Below are 19,944 nucleotides of genomic sequence, written 5' to 3'. Positions count from 1 at the left end.
TGCTATGCCAGCATGGCGACAGGAGGCTGGCGATCATGAATGCCCCCTGGACCTTCCTGAGCCCGGTTTTACCCCGGTTGCTGATAATTACGAAGGGAAGAAATTCAACAGTCCTAATGACGCGGTCCAGCGAAGCAACGGCGACCTTTTCTTTACGGATCCGCCCTATGGCCTGGAAAAAAGAGCAAATGACCCGGCCCGTGAAATCCCCTTTCAGGGCGTTTACAAGGTCAACGGGAAAGGGCAGGTAACCCTGCTGACCGATTCCATCAGCCGGCCAAACGGGATTGCACTTACACCGGATGAAAAAACACTGATCGTTGCCAACTCGGACCCTGAAAAAGCTATATGGTATACATTTGATCTCGGCAGCCGCGACTCGCTCGTTAACCCTGGAATACTGATGGATGTGACCGGGGAAGTAAGCCAGGCGCCGGGCCTTCCCGACGGTCTTAAAATAGATAGCGAAGGAACAATTTTTGCCAGCGGGCCGGGAGGTATCTGGGTTTTCGGGAAAGACCGGAAGTTGCTGGGTAAGATAAAAGTAGAAGGTGTTGCGTCCAACTGCGCACTCGACGAAAAGACCAGTACGCTGTATATTACCGCCGACAGCCTTATTTTACGGGTAAAAATGTAATAAAAAAACTACTGCTTTTTTTGGAAAAAGCCGAATTTTTTCACATTAAATTCGTTATTATAAATCATAATTCTGATATTCGGGAAATTTGGAGATTCGTACAGAGAGTTTACATCAGAACCTGCAGCTAACATGAACTTAAAGAGCAGCGCGCCTTTACTTATTTTTCTTATATCAGTTACCCTTGGGGCCGGTTTTATTTTATTTTCGGCCTTAAGTTCGGAACCTGCCGCACCTCCGGCCCCGGTCGTAAAAAAAGCCCCGGTGCCTGCTGTTCCGCGTGAATTTGGCCTCTCGCTGGATTCCTTTAATGTCACTACCTCGACCGTTAAACGTAATGAGTTCCTTTCCAATATACTTCAGCGCCATCAGATTGATCTTTCGGAGATCTCCATGCTTTCACAAAAGGCGAAAGAAGTATTCGACGTAAGAAAGATCGCAGCGGGCAATTCCTATGCGATTTTTACCCCGAAAGTAAATGCCGGCGAGGCCCGCGCAGCTTATTTTGTGTACCAGCCAAACCCGGTTGACTATATTGTATATGACCTCCGGGATTCCATGCGCGTTTACGCAGGCAAGCATAAGGTGACAACCCGTATGAAAACGGTGTCTGGTACGATCAACAGCTCCCTGTATGAGACATTTGAAAAAGGCGGCGCTAATCCGGCGCTGTCCATGCAGCTTGCCCAGGACATTTATGGCTGGGTCATTAATTTTTATGCGATAAAAAAGGACGACTGGTTCAAGGTGCAATATGAACAGTCTTATGTGAAAGGGGAGCCCGTCGGCACCGGACGCATTGTTTCCGCCGTTTTTTCGCATGAAGGCAAAGAATATGACGCCTACTATTTCCGTCCGGACAGTGCATCAAGGGGTGAATATTATGATGAAGAAGGCAACAGCCTCCGGCGGGCTTTTTTGAAAGCGCCCCTGAAGTTCAGCCGCATTTCTTCGCGCTATACGCAAAGGCGGTTCCATCCTGTGCAGAAAAGGTGGAAGGCGCACCTGGGTACTGATTTTGCTGCTCCCAGCGGGACTCCCATCGTTGCTACCGGCACAGGGGTGGTGACCGAATCACGGTATTCCAAATACAACGGCAATTACGTAAAAATACGGCATAACGGCACTTATACTACTCAGTACCTGCATATGAGCAAAAGGGCGGTAAGAAGGGGCCAGCACGTTAGCCAGGGAGAGGTAATCGGATATGTAGGCAGCACCGGTCTGGCCACAGGGCCGCATGTTTGCTACCGATTTTGGAAAAATGGACGCCAGGTTGACGCACTCAAACAGCATTTTCCGCCGGCTGAGCCGGTTGCCGAAGCCCTGCGGCCGGCATTCGAAAGAATGGTAGCATCAGCCCGCCAGGTACTGGCCGGCATTCCGATGGAAACCGGAGAGGGCCCGGAAGAAGAGCTGGCTATGCGCTAAACAATGGTGGGTTTATCCGCCCAGCACTTTGTTCAGATCCACTCCTTTTTTTCTTAGAAAACGCAGATAAGCCACTGGTATAAAGGACATCCGGCCTTCTTCGATCAGACGTACGTCCGTGCGTGTAATACCCGATTCTTCCGTAAAAGCTTCGTAAGAAAGCTTTAATTGCTCTTCTCTGACTTTCTTAAAACGGCTGTAGTCAAAGGGCTTCTCCGGTTCGTTTGTTTGTAGTTTTCGTTTTCCCACAGTGCCAAAATAATAATTTATTGCATATAATTCACCTTTTTATATCCTATTTTTTCATTTTATATAATTCTATTGTAGAAAGCCTTCCATGCGGATTATATTAATGGAATAATATTTGCCTTTTAATCGGCTATATTCCATGGACACTTATATTATTAGTCTTAGCATTATTGGCTTATCAATACTCGGCATGGCGTGCATGCCGGCCATCACGAGGAAGCTCAAAGTTTCTTACGGGCTGCTATACGTATTGGCGGGAATAGTACTATATGCGTTCTTTGGCAAATGGCTCCCCTGGCCCAGCCCGGTATGGCATGAAGATTATGCGATCCATATTACCGAACTGGCGGTGATCATTGCCCTGATGGGGACAGGGCTTAAAATCGACCAGGCTTTTTCTTTCAGAAGATGGCGCATTCCTTTCAGGCTGGTATTCATTACCATGCTGCTTTGCATTGCGGCGGTATCAGGGCTTGGCATCGTGTTCCTGGGCCTCGATCCGGCTTCTGCTCTGCTGTTGGGTGCAGTACTGGCTCCAACTGATCCCGTACTGGCTTCTGAAGTCCAGGTAGGCCCTCCCCTGGAAAAGGAGAAGGATAATATACGCTTTCCCTTAACGGCGGAGGCCGGGATGAACGACGGCATGGCTTTCCCTTTTGTATGGCTGGCAATTATGGGAACTCAGCCATCCGGACAAGCGCCGGACTTTGCTGCCTGGGCGGCATACGACTTGCTTTACCGCCTGGGGGCAGGTATTCTTTGTGGTTACGTGATGGGCCGTTTGCTGGCCTGGCTGCTGTTTCACCTCCCGTTTAAAGGCGAAAAAATGGTTATCCAGGACGGATTTGTGGCTATTTCAGGTACTTTACTGGTTTACGGCCTGACCGAACTCATCCACGGGTACGGCTTTATAGCGGTTTTTGTCGCCGCAGTTACCTTGCGAAACAATGAGATGGAGCATCAGTTCCACCTGAAGCTTCATGAATTCACTGACCAGATGGAGAGAATGGTACTGGCCGTCCTGTTGCTGCTCTTCGGCGGAAGCCTGGTTACCGGCCTGCTGAATAACCTGGACTGGGAAATGGCGATTTTCGGTTTGGCTTTTGTACTGCTGATCCGCCCGCTGGCGGGCCTTACGGGACTGGCGGGGACCGGTTTGCATTTAAAAGAAAAACTAGCCATCAGCTTTTTCGGCATCCGTGGTATAGGTTCCCTGTTCTACCTTTCCTTTGCATTCAACGAAACGGGATTCGGAACGGAAGAGGTGCTTTGGACCATTACCGCCTTCACCATTCTTATTTCCATCGTTTTACACGGCCTCACCGCGGCAGTTAGCCTGGAAAAGCTTCAAAGGGCCGGGTACCGGCGCCGGCGCTAAGCCCGGCAGGCAAGCCGACGAAACGCTCCGGATTATCCAGGGCGGGAACGGCACGGTGGCCAGAGTAGCAGCAGACGGAGGAGCAGCGGCGCGGAAACGGCGTCCAGAGGGGCCGGGCAGTACCGGCGTGAAGCGGAGGGCGGCGGCATTAGGTCTTGGCGGCGGCCCGGGACGGCGACGCTCAGACAGATGTGCGGCCCATGACGGGGTCGGTTTTACGCGGCCCGCCGGTCTCCACACGACCGGCCAAACGTTGCTCAAAGGCCTCGTATCCTTCGGCTGTGAGCCGTAAATCATACCATCCGTAACTCTTTCCGGTATCAATGGTCATCAGGGTCGCGGCGCCGGGCGGAATCAGGGCCGTTTGCGGAAGCATTCCATAATCCTTCCCGCTTAAAGTCAGCCGTACGGCATCCACAGCGGAAAAATTGCGTATTTTTAACCGCAGGCTGTCAGCCAGCGTGCCGGCTTTACGCGGCTCCGGGACATATTCTTCTTCAATTAACAGCAAAGGATCTTTTTGCGTACCCCGGAATGATCGGAAAAAGCCATTCGGACCGTAAACCTCGAGTTCATACACTCCTTCCCCAAAGTTCCCGAGCGGCCAGGTATCCGCCAGTTTGTCACCGGCGGTAACGGCGTAAGCCCAGTTCCGGCATTTTTCATAAACCGCCGGGCCGGGAACGGATTCCGCGGCAAGATAGCTTCCCGGGGCATAAACAAGGAAGGGCGCTCCTGCAGCTTCCTTTCCGAAGGCACTGTTGCCGGCCTGGAAATTTATGGTAAACGCCTGCCTGTCTTTTTCCAGCCTTCCGTTTACGGCGAGCTGATAAGGAAGCGCGCAAGCGTCGCGGATCCCCGGCTCCTGAGCGGGCATGATATCCTCCGGCTGCAGTCGCCGGTTCACCCGGTCTATCGCTTCGGCGGACAACGTTTTATAGCCCGAGGGGAGCTGCCTGAACTTCGCGTTATAAATGCTTTTTATGAAGGCCTGCCGGTTGACAGGAGCCGGATAATCGATCTTTTCGCCCCCGTAAGCCATAAACGCAGACTGCAGGTTGCCGCAAACCGTTCTTCGCCAGGCGGAAATATTGGTTTCCCTCAGGGCTTTGCCGGTTTTCTTCGAAAAGAAGCTTTCCATAAATTGCAGCACCGAGGTATGATCAAACACCTGGGAATTTACTCTTCCGCCCCGGCTCCAGGGTGAAGCCACGATCATGGGAACTCGAAATCCCAGGCCAATGGGGCCTTCCCTGGCGTCTTCCTTGTTTTCTCCCTTTTCCCGGATCTCTTCCTCCAGGGAAACATATTCAGTTTTTGTGTCAATTCCCTCCGATACCTTACCGGTATGCTTCTTGCCGGGAACCGGGGGCACGAAAGGCGCCACATGGTCAAAATAACCGTCATTTTCGTCATAAGTGATCAGGAAGATCGTTTTCTTCCAGGTTTCGGGATCGCCGGTAAGAATATCCATCACTTCCGAAATATACCATGCCCCGTACCAGGGGGATCCCGGATGATCGGAGAAACGCTCAGGCGCAACCAACCAGGATACTGCCGGTAACTGCTTATTCTTCACATCTTCCCGGAACCGATGCAGTACATCGCCGGCGGGAATGCTGGTGTTTCGTTCTTCCCCGTTTTCCTCGTAGGCCAGGTCTTTTAAACGATGATAGTTGGGATCATTCTCGTTCGTGGTAAATGCTCTTCGGTGAATATTCCTGGCCGTTTCGTCGAGCTTCGCAAAATTCTCCGGGCTCCATTTGCTGATCTCCGCGTTCAGCCGGCCGAGCAACGCTTCTTTCTCCCGGTATTCCTTTTCCTTCTCAGGGTATTCCCGCTCCTCCTCCAGGTCGCGGAGTTCCTTCCCGAGCGCTTCCGCTTTCCTGCTGAGTTCCCTCAGGTAGGCAGCTGAATACCGGACATGGTATTGCGTGAACCATTCGATGGGATTATCGGTAAAATTGGCCAGCCAGGCTTCTTCTTCGCCTGAAAGGCCGGTATCCAGGCTCAGTTCATTCTGGTAAATTCGCCAGGATACCCCGTGCCGCTCCAGTAATTCGGGAAAAGCCCGCCAGCTGGCTTCCTTTTCATAAGTAACATCCGAATTCCGGACGTTTGCCGGCGCATTAGTTCGTCCTTCATCCCGGATAGTCCCGCTCCATAAATACAGGCGGTTGGGAGTAGTGCCGGTAAGAGAAGAGCAGAAATATTGATCGCAAACGGTGAAAGCATCAGCCAGGGCATAGTAAAAAGGCAGGTCTTCCCGGTTATAATAACCCATGGTAAGAGGCATGCCTTCAAAATCTTTATTCCCCGGTTTTTTTGCTTCCAGCCATTGGTCCATTTTTCCGGAGTTGCGGGCATCTGTCATGTCGGGCCAGCTATGGGGCAGGCTTCCCATCCAGGTGGCGCGCGTATCTTTAATATTCAGCCGGAAAGGAGCATAGGTTTCTCCCGCCTTATTCCGCTGCAGCCACACTTTATTTCCGCCAGGCTGGCGAAGCGCCCTGGGGTCGTTAAATCCCCTGACCCCCTGCAGCGTGCCAAAGCTATGATCGAATGAACGGTTTTCCTGCATCAGCACCACAATATGCTCCGCGTCATAAAAGGTGGTGCCCGGTCCCGGGTCTATTTCAAAGGCCTTCTTTATGGAGGCGGGCAGCTTATCCCATATTCCCACGCCTCCGGCAAGCAAAGAGGCCTGCCTGATGAATTCTCTCCTGGTTGCGTCCATTCGATTCCTTATTTTTTAACCGGGGCCGGCGGCCGGGCACAGGGTCATAAAGGGCAAGCCCGCTATTTTTTTCCCTCGGTGATCCCCGGCCATTCATCGGTCCTGAACGGATTGGCCGGCAAGCCCTCCGCGTTGTATAAATTCAGTTTCGAAGGATTATCCTGCCAGGCGAAACGCAGCGCCACCGGCTGCGTCACCTCCTCCGCGTGTACTTTCACGGTATTTTCATTGACGATTTCCGCTTCCGCCCAGTGAAACTGCCGGTCTTCCCCGGCAAGCTGAAATTCTCCCAGCGCTTTGGCGCCGCCTTTGGTTTTTAGTCCTTCGCCGGTTGATGAAAACCTTATATAGACATCGCCGTCTTTTATTTTCATGGATTTAAACCGCGGGCCGGAATCCACGATCTTTTCGCCGTAGGTCAGGCTAAGTGCCGAAAGGGCCAGCCTGCGGCCAACTTCCTGCTTATTCCGGGGATGAATATCGTCCGCCACCCCTATATCAATGGCGCTGGCCATGCCGGTATTCTTAACCGCCAGGGTCATATCCTGTGCTTCTCTCAGCTCAGCCCAGTCGGAAGGCTTGGGTTCGTCAAGCGGTTTTCTGAAATTAGCAAGCTGCACGAACAAAAAAGGAAAGTCATCCTGCTCCCATTTATTTCGCCAGTCAAGGATCATCCGGGGGAAAAGATCGCGGTACTGGTAAGCACGGCCGGCATTGGATTCTCCCTGGTACCAGATCGCTCCCTTTATGGGGAAGTTGAGCAAAGGATGGATCATCCCGTTATATAAAAGCGTTGGCTGTGAATTCGGCTGGGTAATTTCCTCGGCGCTAAGATCCTTTACCGCTTCTGCACGGGGGCCGAAGGTTTCCTCTCCCTGTAAGCCATCCTTACTGATCCATGTTTCCACCACCGTTCCTCCCCAGCTGGAATTAATAAGCCCGATGGGTATTCCTTCCGACTGGTGGATTTCACGGCCGAAAAAATAGCCGACCGCTGAAAAGCCGGGAACGCTTTCCGGGCTGCATTCTTCCCATTGCCCGGAAACATCATCCAGGGGCACGCCGGAAGTTTTCTTCTTTACCGTAAACAGGCGGATCTTCGGATAGGATGCATTTTTTATTTCTTCTTCGGGGTTCATAGCCTGCGACACCGGCCATTCCATATTGGACTGCCCGGAACAGACCCAGACATCACCCACCAGGATATTTTTAAGTTCAATGCGGTTATTACCGGAAAGTACCATTTCATAAGGGCCTCCAGCCTTCATTTTTTTCAGGGTAGCTTCCCAGTTGCCTGCCGCATCGGCGGTAGCCTGGTAACTTTTCCCGTGAAAGGTTATTTCAATTTTTTCGCCCGGATCAGCCCAGCCCCATACATGAATGGGCAGGTCCCGTTGCAGCACCATGTTATCGCCAACCAGCTTTGGCAAACGGATATCAGCCCTGGAAGAAAACCCTGCCCCTATGATCAATGACAGGAAAAGTAATATTGCACGCATAATTTAATTTTTGCATGCAATATAAAAAATTCGGCGAAGCTTTTACCAGATGTACACGCGCTCCTCCGGCGGCAGGGAATTCGCTCCCTCGCTGCAGCCCCAGGCATCGTAAAATTCGTCAAGGTTGCTCACGGTCGCATTGATCCGGTAGCGGGCCGGGGAATGCGGATCAGTCTTTACCTGCTGCAATAAGCGTTCATCCGTAATATTGCCGCGCCAAACCTGCGCCCAGCCAAGAAAAAACCGTTGCTTCCAATTGAAACCGTCTATCAGTTCAGGTTCCGGCTTGCCTTGCAGGGAGCGTTCCAGCGCATGGTAGGCCATGGTAAGGCCCGCCAGGTCGGCGATATTTTCGCCCAGGGTCAGCTTGCCGTCAATATACACGCTGTCCAGCACCTCGATTCCGGAATACTGTGCAGCCAGTTTACCGGTAAGCGCGTCAAAATTAGCGCGATCCTCTTCGGTCCACCAGTTGTTGAGGTTCCCCTCCCAGTCAAACTGGGAGCCCTGGTCATCAAAGCCGTGGCTGAATTCGTGCCCGATCACAGTCATGATTCCGCCGTAATTGATCGCATCGTCGGCTTCGGGATTAAAGAAAGGCGGCTGCAAGATCCCCGCTGGAAATACTATTTCATTATTGGTAGGATTGTAATATGCGTTTACGGTTTGGGGCGTCATGTACCACTCGCTTTTATCCACCGGTTTCCCCAGCTTGTCCAGCATTTCCCCATACTCATACTGTGATACGTGCATCACGTTTGCGAACAGGGAATCAGGGTGAATGTCAATGTTCGAATAATCTTTCCATTTATCAGGATAGCCGATCTTATAGGTGAAAGCTTCCAGCTTAGTGAGCGCCTTCTTCTTGGTTTCATCGCTCATCCATTTCAGGTCCAGGATGCGGTCACGGTATGTTTCGCGGAGGTTTTCGATCATTTCCACCATTTTTTCCCTGGATGATTCCGGAAAATGACGGGCTACGAAAAGTTCTCCGAGAGGGAAGCCCAGCATGCTGTTGGTCGTACGCAAAGCCCGCTTTTCCAGGTCTTTCCGTTCTTTTACGCCGGAAAGCACCGTGGAGTAAAAATGGAAGCTTTCTTCCTGGAACTCCCTGGGCAGGAAAGGCGCCATATCGGTCAGTAAATGATAAGTGGCATGTAACTTTAATTCCTCTACCGGCGTGTTCTCCAGCACCTGGTTGAGCCCTTTCAGGTAATCCAGCTGCCGAACCACCAGGGTATCGGCTTTAAGCCCGCTTTCCCCGGTATAAACATCCCAGTTGAAAGCCGGCAGCAGGGCCTTCAGTTCCTGGTAGCTGCGCTTATTATAGGTTTTTACCGGGTCACGCATTTCCACGCGGCTCATTTGTATCCCGGCGATCCTTGTTTCAAAATCTAGTATTTTTTCCGCGTTTTCCCTGGCATGATCGGGCATATAGTCCATTAGCTGGAACATCCGGGTCACATGTTCCACAAATTCTTTACGGATATCTGCGATGCGCGGTGAATTATTTTCGTAATAATCCTTTTCCCTTAAACTAAGCCCGCTTTGCGTAACGTAAAGGGTATTCATGCTGCTGTTGCGGTCATCCGCATCCACGTACATGCTCAAAAAGCTGGTAAAGCCTACCGGCCTCATGGTTCCCACGAGCTTCACGTAATCATCCAGGGTTTCAATAGCGTTGATTTGTTCCAGGTAAGGCTGCAGGGGATCAATGCCAAGAGCTGCTACCTGCTGGGTGTCTGTATAGGAGCGGTAAAAATCAGCGATCAGCTGTTCATTGCTGCCTTTGCTATGATCTTCCTTTTCAAGCAGGCCGTTCACAATCTCCTGAAGCTTGGCTTCGTTTTCTTCAAGCAGGATGTTGAAAGAGCCCCAGCGGCTTTCGGAAGGGGGTATGGGATTATTTTCTTTCCAGGTGCCGTTCGCGAAGTTATCAAAGTCCTGGCAGGGCCCCAGGGTAGTGTCCATATTGGAAACGTCGAAAGCTTCGGGATAGGCGGTTTCCGCTTTTTCCCCGCCCTGTGAGCAGGCATGCAGCAAAAAAAGCCCGAATGCGGCTGCAGGGAGGTGTATAAACTTATTCATTAGCGTTGGTTATTGATTATTCAAACATACTAAGCCACGGTTACAGGAACCGGATGGTAATAAAATAGTTACATTCAAAATTGCTGGAACAATATTTGCCTCATTTTCCGCTGCCGCCTAAACTGGCTGCAGGTCGAATTAATCATTAAAATCTAAGATCATGGCTGTATTAAAAGTAGTTGAACTCATGTCCGATTCTTCACAAAGCTGGGAAGACGCCGTTAAAACGGGTATAGCAAGAGCTTCTCAGACGCTTAAAAATGTACGGTCCGCGTATGTGAAGGATCACAGCGTAACGGTTGACAATAATGAGATCACTTCGTACCGGGTCATTCTGAAAGTCACTTTTGAAGTGGAATAATTATTCCATCCGGACTCCTTCCGAGTATCGCTCCTTACGGATAAACTTGCCCTCGTCGTCATAGTACCGCCAGCGGCCGGTACGCAGGTTATTCTTATACCTGCCGAAAATTTTCAGTTCCCCGCCGGGGTAGTATTCTTTATAGCGCCCGTCTTTCAGGCCTTTCGAGGTTTCCACTTCACTCCGGAGGCTTCCGTTTTCGTAAAATTCCCGGTAAACGTTCTTTTGGAGCTTTTCCACGTAAAAACGTTCCAGGTTATCCAGGGTATCGCTGCCCGCCTGGTAAGGGATTTCTTCTTCGGAAAGCGGCTCGTTTTCAAAATCCAGCCGCAAACGGGTTTCAAAAAGCGGAGCATCTTCGGCCGTCAGCTGCAATCCCACATGCCTGATCGCCTCCACGTATTTGCGGTGGGTCTGAAGGCTGCTCCATGTTTCTCCGGAAGCAAACGTTTTTAACAGCGGGAACGCCTTCAGGCTATTGAAATAGGCGAATACGGTGGAGCGGTTGCCGAAGTTTTTTTCGAACTCCCTGAAATCTTTGTCAGCAGAAAGGGTTAGCTCCTGCCGATGGTCCTCTACCAGGTTTAAGAGGGTTTCGGTACTGTTGCTGAAAAGCACGTAATCGTCTACAATGGTATAGTAAGGTTTCTCCAGCCTCTCAAACATTTTTCCGAAAAACAGCCGGAAAAAGCCGGATAATTCCAGATAGTTGATCGCGTAGCCCTGGTAATTGATCGTTTCAAATTTGAGAGGAGTGTTTTTCCGGACTTGTTCTTTTACCAGGTCAAGGTGTTCCCGGGCATCGTCAATGTCTTTTGCTTTGATAGCAACAACAAACTCCTGTTGCCTGCCCAGGCGACCCGGCTCGTTTTGGGCAAAGACAATTTCCCCGTCCATCCAGCTTAAAAGGTTTTCTTTCACATTGATCTTGAGTCGGCGCTCGATCATGGACACGCCTTCACGGAAGGATTGCCAGCTTGCTTCATCCTGTTTAAGCGTAAGCTCCAGGTTTGCATAAAAATCATCAACATCATTAAATCCAAGCCCAAGGTAAAAGGCGGTGCGCTGGGAAAGGACGCCGGGGGCGTCCATCTTATGCGCTCCCGAACGCATAAGAGTGACCAGGTAAGCATCCAGGGTATCGGCGTAATTAGAAACGCCTTCCAGGACCAGGTCGTTTTTGTCAAATCCGATGTTCAGGCCGCTGTAAAACAAGCTGCTGCAGATATCGTTCACCGCCTGGTTTTCCCCGCCCATGTACAGTTCAAGGTAATTGTCAACATAGCGGTAGTTCAGGTATAGTTTGCAGAGGCCGCGCCCGGGGACCTGCTGCATAATATCAATAAAATTCAGGTCCCGGCCCAGCTGCGGTTCCCGCACCTCGCGGATGGCTGCTTCTACCAGCAATCCTGTATAAGAACACACCAGGTGGTTACGTACGAAGGCAAGGTAAAGCGTTTCCCTTTGCGCGGGATCATAAAGCTCCTTGATCTCCGTATTTTCATAACGCCGGGTGGTTACCCGGTAGTCCAGGGCGCCATACAGTTTATCGAGCTGGTTTTTCAGGGAACCGGTTTTCGAAATATTCTGCAGATCGGCCAGGAAAAGAAAGTCATAGTCTCCCGGCCGTGTAATATGGGCCGAGATCATCAGGTTCCGGGAACCGATAAGATCAAACAACCGGCGGTTTTCCTGAAGCACGGTATCCAGCGAGCCGGCGCTCGCGGCAATTTCTGCGAAAGGCGGGTAACCCTTCATGAACTGCCACATTTCACTATTGCTGAATGTTTTCCAGCTTTCTACCGGCTCATCTGTTTCAAGGATAAAAATGGCATCCCGCGGAACCAGGTAAACCTGCCTGAGGTATTTGTCCGGCAAAAGGAACAAGCGGCCCAGGACGAGCAGCAACAGCACTCCCAGGCAAACAGACAGGCTAATGAGTATTTTCTTTCGCATATCTGGAATTCAGGTTAACGGTCAAGGGTTTCCCCGTATTTGGCGCTCCTGTAGAGCTTATATGCATCGCGAATATAGCGGATCAGGTCATATTCAGTGGCTGTGACAAGAAAACCGTATGATGGCCGGCAGGTTCGCAGGAACTCTTCCAGTTCTTCTTCACGTACATCCACTACCTGTTTTACCTTTTCAGCGGTAAACACCTTGTCGATATACTTTTTCTGCTCGTATTCCAGCAGGCGCGCGCTGAACTCCCGGTCCCAGGGGGTCATCATCCGGCTGATAAAAGCGTTCAGGTCCAGGGAACCGTCCGAGCCGATCGCGTCTTCCAGCGTAGGGGGAGGGCTGGGAAAATACCTTTGGTATTCCTGCCGCAGCAAGAGGGAATCGGCCAGGTAGGACTTCCCGTAAACGGTAACTTCCGGCAGCAGCTCGCTGCTCCCCGGCGGCGGTTCCGGCTTCTTTGACAGCAGTACGCGAAGCATGCCCGCGGAATCCTTCACTTCCAGGCTACGTGTCAGGTAACCGTCTTTCACAAAAGCGAGTATATCTCCCGGACTGGCGACAATCCCAAATTCTCCTTTATACCCGGTAATGGACAAATCCCCGGTGCGTTTATTGATCACGTGTACCAGGCTGACGGGCCTGGTCGTGCCCGAATCGCCAACGGTACCTTCCACTTTCTGCTGCGCCAATGCAGGCAGGCCGGCAAAAAGCAATACCGGGCCTAACCATATCATTCGCCTAAAGCGCCGTCGAAAATACCACCCTGTCATAACCCTATATCATCTGCTCTTGCTTAATATCCCTCTAAATTGGGAAATTCCCGGGACAATCAAAGTTAGTGATAATAATACTTTAGCCGTTGCCGCACTAAGGCTTTAAAGGTAAAGGGAGTATGACAAATTTCACAAAATGCTGTATTTTTACCAGTTCCATCTTTAAATGCCGATTAAATGATAAAAGTTTACGTAAGCTTTTTCCTTTTCCTTCTTGCAGGCAGCATTTCTGAGTCGTTTGCTCAGGCGGCGCTGCAGCAAACAGAAACCACAACGCATGGGCCGCTTGCCGGCGCCAGCCCGGAAGTTGCCGGCACGTCCGGCCCGGCCGCTGATCCTCCGGAAAAGCGAATTAACCTGATTCCCGTTCCCGTGAACATGGAAGCCGGGGAAGGCGTGTTCAAACTCGATTCGGTGACGCCTATCCTGATTGATCCCAACAACGCGAATTTAAAGGACCTTGCCGCTCTTTTTTCTGAAATGATCGCTTTGCCTACGGGATACAGCTTCCCGGTAAGCGCCCCCGGGAAGGTGGAAGGAGGGAAAGGCATCTACCTGGCCTTGAACGATGTACGGGACCAATTGATAGGGGAAGAAGGATATCGCCTGGAAGCAAGCCCCGCCAAAGTAAGCATTCATGCAAATGAGGCTGCCGGGCTTTTTTACGGCATGCAAACCCTCATGCAGTTGTTGCCTGCCGAAATAGCGGCCCGCCGGCACGTAAAAGGAGTACATTGGGAAATCCCCAGTGTGCTGATCACGGATTTCCCCCGTTTTGAGTGGAGAGGACTAATGCTGGACGTGAGCCGGCACTTTTTCCCGGTTCCTTTTGTCAAGAAATACATTGACCAGCTGGCAAAATACAAGATGAATGTGTTTCACTGGCACCTGACCGATGATCAGGGCTGGCGCATTGAGATTAAAAGCCTGCCGAAGCTAACATCCGTGGGAGCCTGGCGGGTACCCCGTACCGGCCTTTGGTGGGAGCGGGACCGGCCTGCGCCGGGTGAGTTACCTTCTTATGGCGGGTATTACTCCCAGGAGGAAATAAAAGAGGTCGTGCGTTACGCGGAAAAGCGCTTTGTCACCGTATTGCCGGAAATAGACGTACCCGGTCACAGCCTGGCGGCCATTGCCGCTTATCCCGAACTTGCCTGCGTGGAGGACACCTATTATGTGAATCCCGGCAGCCGGTACTACGCGGAGATCGACAATAGTCTTTGCGCGGGCAATGAGCAGGTGTATCAGTTCCTGGACAAGGTACTCACTGAAGTAGCGCAGTTATTTCCGGGCAAGTATATTCATATCGGCGGAGACGAAGCTTACAAGGGTTTCTGGAGGAAATGCCCGAAATGCCAGCGTAAAATGCAGGCGGAAGGGCTCAGTAACGTAAACCAGCTTCAGAGCTATTTTATAAAGCGGGCGGAAAAGATCCTGCACGCAAAAGGTAAAAGGCTTATCGGCTGGGACGAGATACTGGAAGGCGGCCTGGCCCCGGAGGCGACGGTGATGTCCTGGAGAGGAATGGAAGGAGGGATAAAAGCGGCTAAAATGGGCCATCACGTGATCATGACTCCCAACAGTCATTGTTACCTTGACCTTTACCAGGGCGATCCGGCGGCGGAGCCGCCCACCTACTCTATGCTGCGGCTGACCGATTCCTATATTTTTAACCCGGTACCGGACGGTGTAAATCCTGAAATGATTCTCGGCGGGCAAGGGAATTTATGGACAGAATCGGTGCCGAACGGCCGCCATGCGGAGTACATGACCTGGCCGCGCGGGCTGGCCCTTGCCGAGGTTTTCTGGTCGCAGCAGGAACGAAGGAACTGGGCGGATTTTATTCGCCGGATGGAAGTTCATTTCAACCGCTTCGATGCAGCCGAAATCAACTATTCAAGAAGCGCCTACGACCCTATTGTGACCCCCAAATGGGGCCCGGATAAAAAGGAAATGCTGATCACTTTAAGTACGGAAATACCCGGAACGGATATTTTCTATACGTTTGACGGCACCTGGCCCGATAAATTCCTGGATCAATACATGGGCGAACCTTTAAGCCCTCCCAAAGACGCCGACACCTTCCGGGTGACCACCTATAAGGATGGCAAAAAGGTGGGAAAAACGATCAGCTTTAAAATACCGGAGCTGTACGGGAAACTGCCCGCTCCTATGTAGTTCCTCTCCCCTTACTTCTGGGGTAAAGGCTTTCCGACCGGAACTGCGCAATCATGCCCCGGCTGCCCGTGCGGCGGATTAAGAGCTACCCTGGTATCCGCTTTTTTGGGAGACAGGTCCTGAGGAGCTGCGGCCGGTGCGGCTGCAGCCGGAAGCGGAGCGCCTACCGCAATATCGCAGCGATGGCCGGGCTGCCCGTGCGGCGGGTTCATCTTAGGAGCAGCGCTGGTGGCCCCCTGCTGAGCGCCGGCGGCTCCCTGCTGGTTGGTTACCGGTACCGGCGGAACTGCTGCGGGGACCTCTTCTTTTGATCTGTTGGTAAGCAGCGCTACTGCCAATATCACTGCCAGGATACCGAGAAATATTTTTAACATTTGCTTTTAATTTTTTGCGTCGTATTTTGCAATCCGGCATCGGTTTGCACCGTTCCAAAGGTAGGCATTCCCTTATTAGAATAAAAGTCCTTATGACACCCGCTGAAGAACCCGGTTTTGCCATGCTGGCCTTTCAATCCGGCCGGAATATGCAGCCCGAATGTACAGGCCTGGCAAATCTCGAATTAAAGGCGCCCATCACCCCGCTCAGTAATTTTCGCATGGCATCGGTGAGTAAACAGTTCACGGCAATGAGCGTACTCATGCTAAGTGAACGAAAGGAATTGCAGCTTGAAGACCCTTTGAAGCGCTTTTTTAGTCCTTTCGCCGCAAACTACCGCGATATTACGATCCGGCAGCTGCTTACCCACACCTCAGGAATCCGGGATTACGAAGCCCTGATCCCTCCGGCCAGGCGAACCCAGCTGCTGGATGAAGATGTCCTTGAACTGGTAAATGCGCACAAGGGCTTATATTTTAAACCAGGACAGCAATTCCGCTACAGCAATACCGGTTACTGCCTCCTGGCCCTGCTTGCCGAAAAAGTTTCCGGCAAGAGCTTCCCTGCACTGATGAAATCCCTGATATTCGACCCGCTGGCCATGAGTACATCGCTGGTTTACGAGCCCGGCTGCACCATCCCGCAGCGCGCCCTGGGGTATGTTCCCGCCGGGGACAGCTCTGAAGGCGGATTCATCTTAAATGATCAAAGCCTTACTTCGGCTACCAAGGGGGACGGCGGCGTTTATACGTCCCTGGTGGATTATCTCAAATGGCACGAAGCCTTATTTACGGAAAAGCTGGTTTCAGCCGGTCTTTTGAACGCCGCTTTTTCCAGCCAGGCGCCCGTTAACAATAGCGTGGGTTATGGCTACGGCTGGTTTTCAGGAAGGGAAAAAGATGGTTCTCAGGCACTTTTCCACTCCGGGGAAACTTCCGGCTTCCTGAATATCGTTTATCGAAATCCTTCAAAAAAACTCCTGATCGCGATTTTCAGTAACCGGAATGACGGCAGCATCAGTCAAAAATTTGAAGCGACAGCCAGGCGGCTGAACCTGGCTGTCCGGCTCGAAGGCTTTACCGCCGAAAACAGGCCTCCGCTCTTCAACTGGCTTTCAGAGCAATACAATTAAAGGAGCCAATTTTGATGCCGGATTTGCGCTAATGAGGCAGCGAACTTGCAGTTTACCAGGCCGGGATCAGGGAAGTTTTACCCAGCGGTTGACCGCGTTGTGCTTCCCCTGGATCACTACTTTATAAAATGAGGAAGGCATGCCGCTCAGGTCAATTTCGGCTTCACCGGCTTTCAGCGGAACCTTTGCCACCGGACGGTATTGATCCTTTCCGCCGGTATAGAAATTGTTGGTCGTACTCAGCCATATTGTGACCTTTCCCTTCTTTTCCGCCGGCTTCCAGGAAACTTGCAGCTTTCCGTTCTCCAGCCGGGCTCCAGGGGACGTGACCGAAATTTTCCCGGTAATGGGAATGCCATCCAGCTCAAATAGCTGATCCCGCGGAACCGGCAGTTCCAGTGACCGGAGCATAGACGGCAGGATGTCCACGATGCCCGGTTCCTGTTCCCGGAAATAATTGTTCAGGCCGGCGGCATTCGTGACGATCCAGGTTTGCCTTTCACGGTCGGATTGCCCGCCGTGGCCCTTTCCGGTGGCGGCATCCCGGCCATGGTCAGTGGTGATATAAATTTCCCAGTCTTCTCCGCGGAAGTTTTCCTCGCGGTAACTGATCGCCTCCCAAAGCCGGCCCATCTGCTCGTCCACGATTTTCACAGATTCATAGAATTGCTTGCTGTCCCCGTAACGGTGGCCCATATCATCGGAATATTCAAGGTATACCCAGGAAAGGTCCGGGCTTTCCGTTTTAATATAATTGACGGCTTCATCTACTACGTGTTCATCGATCTTATGGATGAACAACCTGTCGTTGCCATGAGGAAAACGCGTGGTGTCCAGCTCATAACCATCGAAATGTGCGTCCAGCAGGATATTCCCCGCCTCCGGGAGCCCTTCGCCGATCAGTTTCGTGCGATTATCCAGCCAGGTGGAAAAAACCGCCGTTTTCTTTACCGGATCCAGTTCTTCCGCGAAGCGGAAAATATTATGGTAGTGGTAATTGGGCTCTTCAATGCCATTCCCCCATACGTTGTGTTTATTCGTCCAGGTGCCCGTAATAAGACTATTATAGCCTACGGCCGAAATGGTAGGGCTCTGCGAATAGCCGTCTTTTTCTCCGCCCACATAAGCCCTGGCATAACCGCCTTCCGCGGCAATAGCATCCAGCCGCGGGGTAGGAAGCTTCTCCAGGACGTCGGCGGGAATGCCGTCCACGATGACAAACAAAACCTTTTTCTCCTGCGCCGATAAGCCTCCCGGGAAAAGTAGCATAATCAGAGAGCAGAGCGAAAGAACAAATACTTTCAACAAAACTTTCATAAATCGTTATTTAGCAAGCACAATACTTCTGTTTTTTTATTCCCATCCAAACAGCTGTTCCAGCTCGGGGTTCAGCACCACCTGCTGCCGTGGGATGGGCCGGTAGTAATACTTTGGTTCAATAAACTGACGGGGAGCGGTTTCGGTCACCATGGTTCCCCCGTTATTGCCGTTTTCCAGGTACACCGTCACATCATCGTTGATCGTACCGGCTTTGTAATAGGTCAGCACAACACCAAGGGAATTCTTTTCCTTCTGATCCTCCGCAGGAATATCGCTGTCTTTGTCAATGAGCATAATGTCTTCGATGCCGTCGCCGGTCAGGTCAAATTTGCCGAGCCCCGGAAAATACATCCCTTCAGGTATGTTTTCCAGCAGTTTCCCGGCATGCCAGCGCATCAGGTCATCGTAACGGTATCCTTCCAGGGCGAATTCCACCCTTCTTTCCCGCCTGATCTCCAGCAAAACGCCTTTATTTGTCCCGTCCAGGGTCGGATACTTTGCCTCCAGGAAAGAATCGGGGTTAGCGTTGGCCAGCGCCATATCCAGGCGGGGGAGGCCGGCCCTGTCGCGCAGGAGATTCAGCGAAATGTCCAGATCCGCCTGGGTCAGCTGATCCAGTTCCGCTTTTGCTTCGGCATAAATGAGCAGGGCTTCCGCATAGCGGTAAGCCGGAAAATCCACGCTTCCGTTGATAATACTGCTTGTGCTGTTGCTATACCCCTTTAGCTGGTGGTAGCCGGTAAAATTTTTATTTAAGCGCTGCACGTAAGGGGTTCCGTCCGATTGCCGCACCCAACCAGGGTAAGCAAGGGTTTGCCGAAGTCGTGGATCCCGGTTGCTGAATTCCTGTACAAAGCCAAAGGTTTCATAACCGGGAAGCTCCGTGTAGCGCGTACCGTCGCTGTTGAGGTAGGTTTGCACCAGGTCGCGGGAAGGCGCCTGCTCATAATCCCCGAAAACGGTAGAATTAATATCGCTTCCCCGGTCTTTGTTCACATCGTATATATTGGCAAGGATCACCTCGCTGTTGGACAGCAGGTCCTGGCTATTGAACAATGCCGCATAATCCTGGCCGGGATTTCCCGTGTTATGAACAGCGAAGTTCCCGGACGAGATAATTTCTCCGGCCAGGGAAGCCGCCTTTTCCAGGAAGGCGCCGGCAGAACTTTCCAGGCCCAGTTCGGAATGGTATTTCCGGAAGGTGCCCTCATGCAAAGCCGCGCGGGCGTAAAACAATTTTACGGCCCAGGTATCGGGGGTGCCCGAGGGAACGCTTTCCCTTACACTGGCCGCCGCATAGGCAAGGTCCGCCATGATGCTGTCCACTACCAGCGCCCTCGGATCCCGGCCTTTGTACATTTCTTCGTCTTCGGGATTCAGCGCATGGGAATACCAGGGCACATCCGAGTAGCGCTGCACCATATTAAAGTAGAACACCGCCCGGTAATACCTGGCCAGGCCGGCATAATGCGCTTTCACTTCCTCCGCAACCTCCGCTTTCCCGTAGTTATCAAGGAAATAATTGATGTCCCTGAGCCTGCCCCAGCTCCAGCCGCCGCCGATGGTTTGAGAACTGGGCGTACCGGTCATCATGTTCTTGATCTCAATGGCGGCGGTAGTAGTTGTATTATCGCTGTTTTGATCGGCCTGGTAATCGCCTTTGCCGGGAATTGAAAGCAGCCCGTTTATATAAAGGGACAAGTCTTCTTCCGATTTGAAGAACAGTTCGGGAGAAATATCGGTTTGAGGATAGCGGTCCAGGAAATCCTTCTTGCAGGAAGTAAGCCCCGCAAGGCAACTAATCAAAAGGATAAGTTTTTTCAT

General features: G+C 51.7%; 15 protein-coding genes. 6 read left to right on the top strand and 9 right to left on the bottom strand.

Annotated elements, in window-relative coordinates; genetic code table 11:
* Positions 1–4: 4 nt before the first annotated feature.
* Together FRZ59_RS19380 and FRZ59_RS04310 are read left to right on the top strand one after the other, a co-directional pair.
* Positions 5–637, top strand: a complete 633-nt coding sequence (locus FRZ59_RS19380) for an SMP-30/gluconolactonase/LRE family protein (RefSeq protein WP_262713159.1) — start codon at positions 5–7, stop codon at positions 635–637.
* A gap of 132 nt (positions 638–769) precedes the next feature.
* Positions 770–2,068: a M23 family metallopeptidase gene (locus FRZ59_RS04310; protein ID WP_132128089.1), complete on the top strand. Its 1,299-nt coding sequence runs from the start codon at positions 770–772 to the stop codon at positions 2,066–2,068.
* Between the two features lie 12 nt (positions 2,069–2,080).
* Here FRZ59_RS04310 and FRZ59_RS04305 read toward each other — a convergent pair whose 3' ends face one another.
* On the bottom strand, positions 2,081–2,317 hold the full coding sequence (locus FRZ59_RS04305) for a helix-turn-helix domain-containing protein (RefSeq protein WP_132128088.1): 237 nt from the start codon (positions 2,315–2,317) through the stop codon (positions 2,081–2,083).
* A gap of 139 nt (positions 2,318–2,456) precedes the next feature.
* Between FRZ59_RS04305 and FRZ59_RS04300 the strand changes: the two genes are divergently transcribed.
* Positions 2,457–3,695, top strand: a complete 1,239-nt coding sequence (locus FRZ59_RS04300; RefSeq protein WP_132128087.1) for a cation:proton antiporter — start codon at positions 2,457–2,459, stop codon at positions 3,693–3,695.
* Positions 3,696–3,876: 181 nt separating this feature from the next.
* Here the strand turns inward: FRZ59_RS04300 and FRZ59_RS04295 are convergent, their stop codons facing one another.
* The 3 genes from FRZ59_RS04295 to FRZ59_RS04285 all read right to left on the bottom strand — a co-directional run bounded on the left by FRZ59_RS04295 (position 3,877) and on the right by FRZ59_RS04285 (position 10,019).
* The gene (locus FRZ59_RS04295; RefSeq protein ID WP_132128086.1) at positions 3,877–6,432 is read right to left on the bottom strand and encodes a phosphocholine-specific phospholipase C; all 2,556 of its coding nucleotides are present in this window, start codon (positions 6,430–6,432) and stop codon (positions 3,877–3,879) included.
* Between the two features lie 62 nt (positions 6,433–6,494).
* Positions 6,495–7,931, bottom strand: a complete 1,437-nt coding sequence (locus tag FRZ59_RS04290; protein WP_132128085.1) for a sialate O-acetylesterase — start codon at positions 7,929–7,931, stop codon at positions 6,495–6,497.
* A 42-nt stretch (positions 7,932–7,973) separates the two neighbouring features.
* The gene (locus tag FRZ59_RS04285) at positions 7,974–10,019 is read right to left on the bottom strand and encodes a M13 family metallopeptidase (protein WP_132128084.1); all 2,046 of its coding nucleotides are present in this window, start codon (positions 10,017–10,019) and stop codon (positions 7,974–7,976) included.
* A 160-nt stretch (positions 10,020–10,179) separates the two neighbouring features.
* Between FRZ59_RS04285 and FRZ59_RS04280 the strand changes: the two genes are divergently transcribed.
* The gene (locus tag FRZ59_RS04280) at positions 10,180–10,380 is read left to right on the top strand and encodes a dodecin family protein (protein WP_132128083.1); all 201 of its coding nucleotides are present in this window, start codon (positions 10,180–10,182) and stop codon (positions 10,378–10,380) included.
* Here the strand turns inward: FRZ59_RS04280 and FRZ59_RS04275 are convergent, their stop codons facing one another.
* Positions 10,381–12,336, bottom strand: a complete 1,956-nt coding sequence (locus FRZ59_RS04275) for a DUF3352 domain-containing protein (RefSeq protein WP_132128082.1) — start codon at positions 12,334–12,336, stop codon at positions 10,381–10,383.
* 14 nt (positions 12,337–12,350) lie between these two features.
* Positions 12,351–13,076, bottom strand: a complete 726-nt coding sequence (locus FRZ59_RS04270) for a hypothetical protein (RefSeq protein WP_132128081.1) — start codon at positions 13,074–13,076, stop codon at positions 12,351–12,353.
* Positions 13,077–13,292: 216 nt separating this feature from the next.
* On the opposite strand from FRZ59_RS04270, the gene FRZ59_RS04265 reads away from it, so the two are divergent.
* The gene (locus FRZ59_RS04265; protein WP_132128080.1) at positions 13,293–15,293 is read left to right on the top strand and encodes a family 20 glycosylhydrolase; all 2,001 of its coding nucleotides are present in this window, start codon (positions 13,293–13,295) and stop codon (positions 15,291–15,293) included.
* Between the two features lie 11 nt (positions 15,294–15,304).
* On the opposite strand, the gene FRZ59_RS18590 is transcribed toward FRZ59_RS04265, so the two are convergent.
* Positions 15,305–15,667: a hypothetical protein gene (locus FRZ59_RS18590; protein WP_192901596.1), complete on the bottom strand. Its 363-nt coding sequence runs from the start codon at positions 15,665–15,667 to the stop codon at positions 15,305–15,307.
* Positions 15,668–15,759: 92 nt separating this feature from the next.
* Between FRZ59_RS18590 and FRZ59_RS04255 the strand changes: the two genes are divergently transcribed.
* On the top strand, positions 15,760–16,800 hold the full coding sequence (locus FRZ59_RS04255; RefSeq protein WP_132128079.1) for a serine hydrolase domain-containing protein: 1,041 nt from the start codon (positions 15,760–15,762) through the stop codon (positions 16,798–16,800).
* A gap of 66 nt (positions 16,801–16,866) precedes the next feature.
* Here the strand turns inward: FRZ59_RS04255 and FRZ59_RS04250 are convergent, their stop codons facing one another.
* Together FRZ59_RS04250 and FRZ59_RS04245 are read right to left on the bottom strand one after the other, a co-directional pair.
* Positions 16,867–18,117, bottom strand: coding sequence for an alkaline phosphatase family protein (locus FRZ59_RS04250; RefSeq protein WP_132128078.1), 1,251 nt, complete (start codon positions 18,115–18,117; stop codon positions 16,867–16,869).
* 36 nt (positions 18,118–18,153) lie between these two features.
* A complete protein-coding gene (locus FRZ59_RS04245; RefSeq protein WP_132128077.1) occupies positions 18,154–19,944 on the bottom strand; it encodes a RagB/SusD family nutrient uptake outer membrane protein in 1,791 nt (596 codons plus the stop codon).

The sequence above is a fragment of the Anseongella ginsenosidimutans genome (genome assembly GCF_008033235.1).
GTDB classification, from domain to species: Bacteria; Bacteroidota; Bacteroidia; order Sphingobacteriales; family Sphingobacteriaceae; genus Anseongella; species Anseongella ginsenosidimutans.
The sequence above is the reverse complement of the archived record's forward strand: the minus strand, read 5'-3'. Positions and strand labels throughout refer to the sequence as shown.

Excerpts from the sequence above, each read along its gene's own strand:
- FRZ59_RS19380 (WP_262713159.1), top strand. The coding sequence starts at position 5 with ATGCCAGCATGGCGACAGGAGGCTGGCGATCATGAATGCCCCCTGGAC.
- FRZ59_RS04310 (WP_132128089.1), top strand. The coding sequence starts at position 770 with ATGAACTTAAAGAGCAGCGCGCCTTTACTTATTTTTCTTATATCAGTT.
- FRZ59_RS04300 (WP_132128087.1), top strand. The coding sequence starts at position 2,457 with ATGGACACTTATATTATTAGTCTTAGCATTATTGGCTTATCAATACTC.
- FRZ59_RS04295 (WP_132128086.1), bottom strand. The coding sequence starts at position 6,432 with ATGGACGCAACCAGGAGAGAATTCATCAGGCAGGCCTCTTTGCTTGCC.
- FRZ59_RS04290 (WP_132128085.1), bottom strand. The coding sequence starts at position 7,931 with ATGCGTGCAATATTACTTTTCCTGTCATTGATCATAGGGGCAGGGTTT.
- FRZ59_RS04285 (WP_132128084.1), bottom strand. The coding sequence starts at position 10,019 with ATGAATAAGTTTATACACCTCCCTGCAGCCGCATTCGGGCTTTTTTTG.
- FRZ59_RS04280 (WP_132128083.1), top strand. The coding sequence starts at position 10,180 with ATGGCTGTATTAAAAGTAGTTGAACTCATGTCCGATTCTTCACAAAGC.
- FRZ59_RS04275 (WP_132128082.1), bottom strand. The coding sequence starts at position 12,336 with ATGCGAAAGAAAATACTCATTAGCCTGTCTGTTTGCCTGGGAGTGCTG.
- FRZ59_RS04270 (WP_132128081.1), bottom strand. The coding sequence starts at position 13,076 with ATGATATGGTTAGGCCCGGTATTGCTTTTTGCCGGCCTGCCTGCATTG.
- FRZ59_RS04265 (WP_132128080.1), top strand. The coding sequence starts at position 13,293 with ATGATAAAAGTTTACGTAAGCTTTTTCCTTTTCCTTCTTGCAGGCAGC.
- FRZ59_RS18590 (WP_192901596.1), bottom strand. The coding sequence starts at position 15,667 with ATGTTAAAAATATTTCTCGGTATCCTGGCAGTGATATTGGCAGTAGCG.
- FRZ59_RS04255 (WP_132128079.1), top strand. The coding sequence starts at position 15,760 with ATGACACCCGCTGAAGAACCCGGTTTTGCCATGCTGGCCTTTCAATCC.
- FRZ59_RS04250 (WP_132128078.1), bottom strand. The coding sequence starts at position 18,117 with ATGAAAGTTTTGTTGAAAGTATTTGTTCTTTCGCTCTGCTCTCTGATT.
- FRZ59_RS04245 (WP_132128077.1), bottom strand. The coding sequence starts at position 19,944 with ATGAAAAAACTTATCCTTTTGATTAGTTGCCTTGCGGGGCTTACTTCC.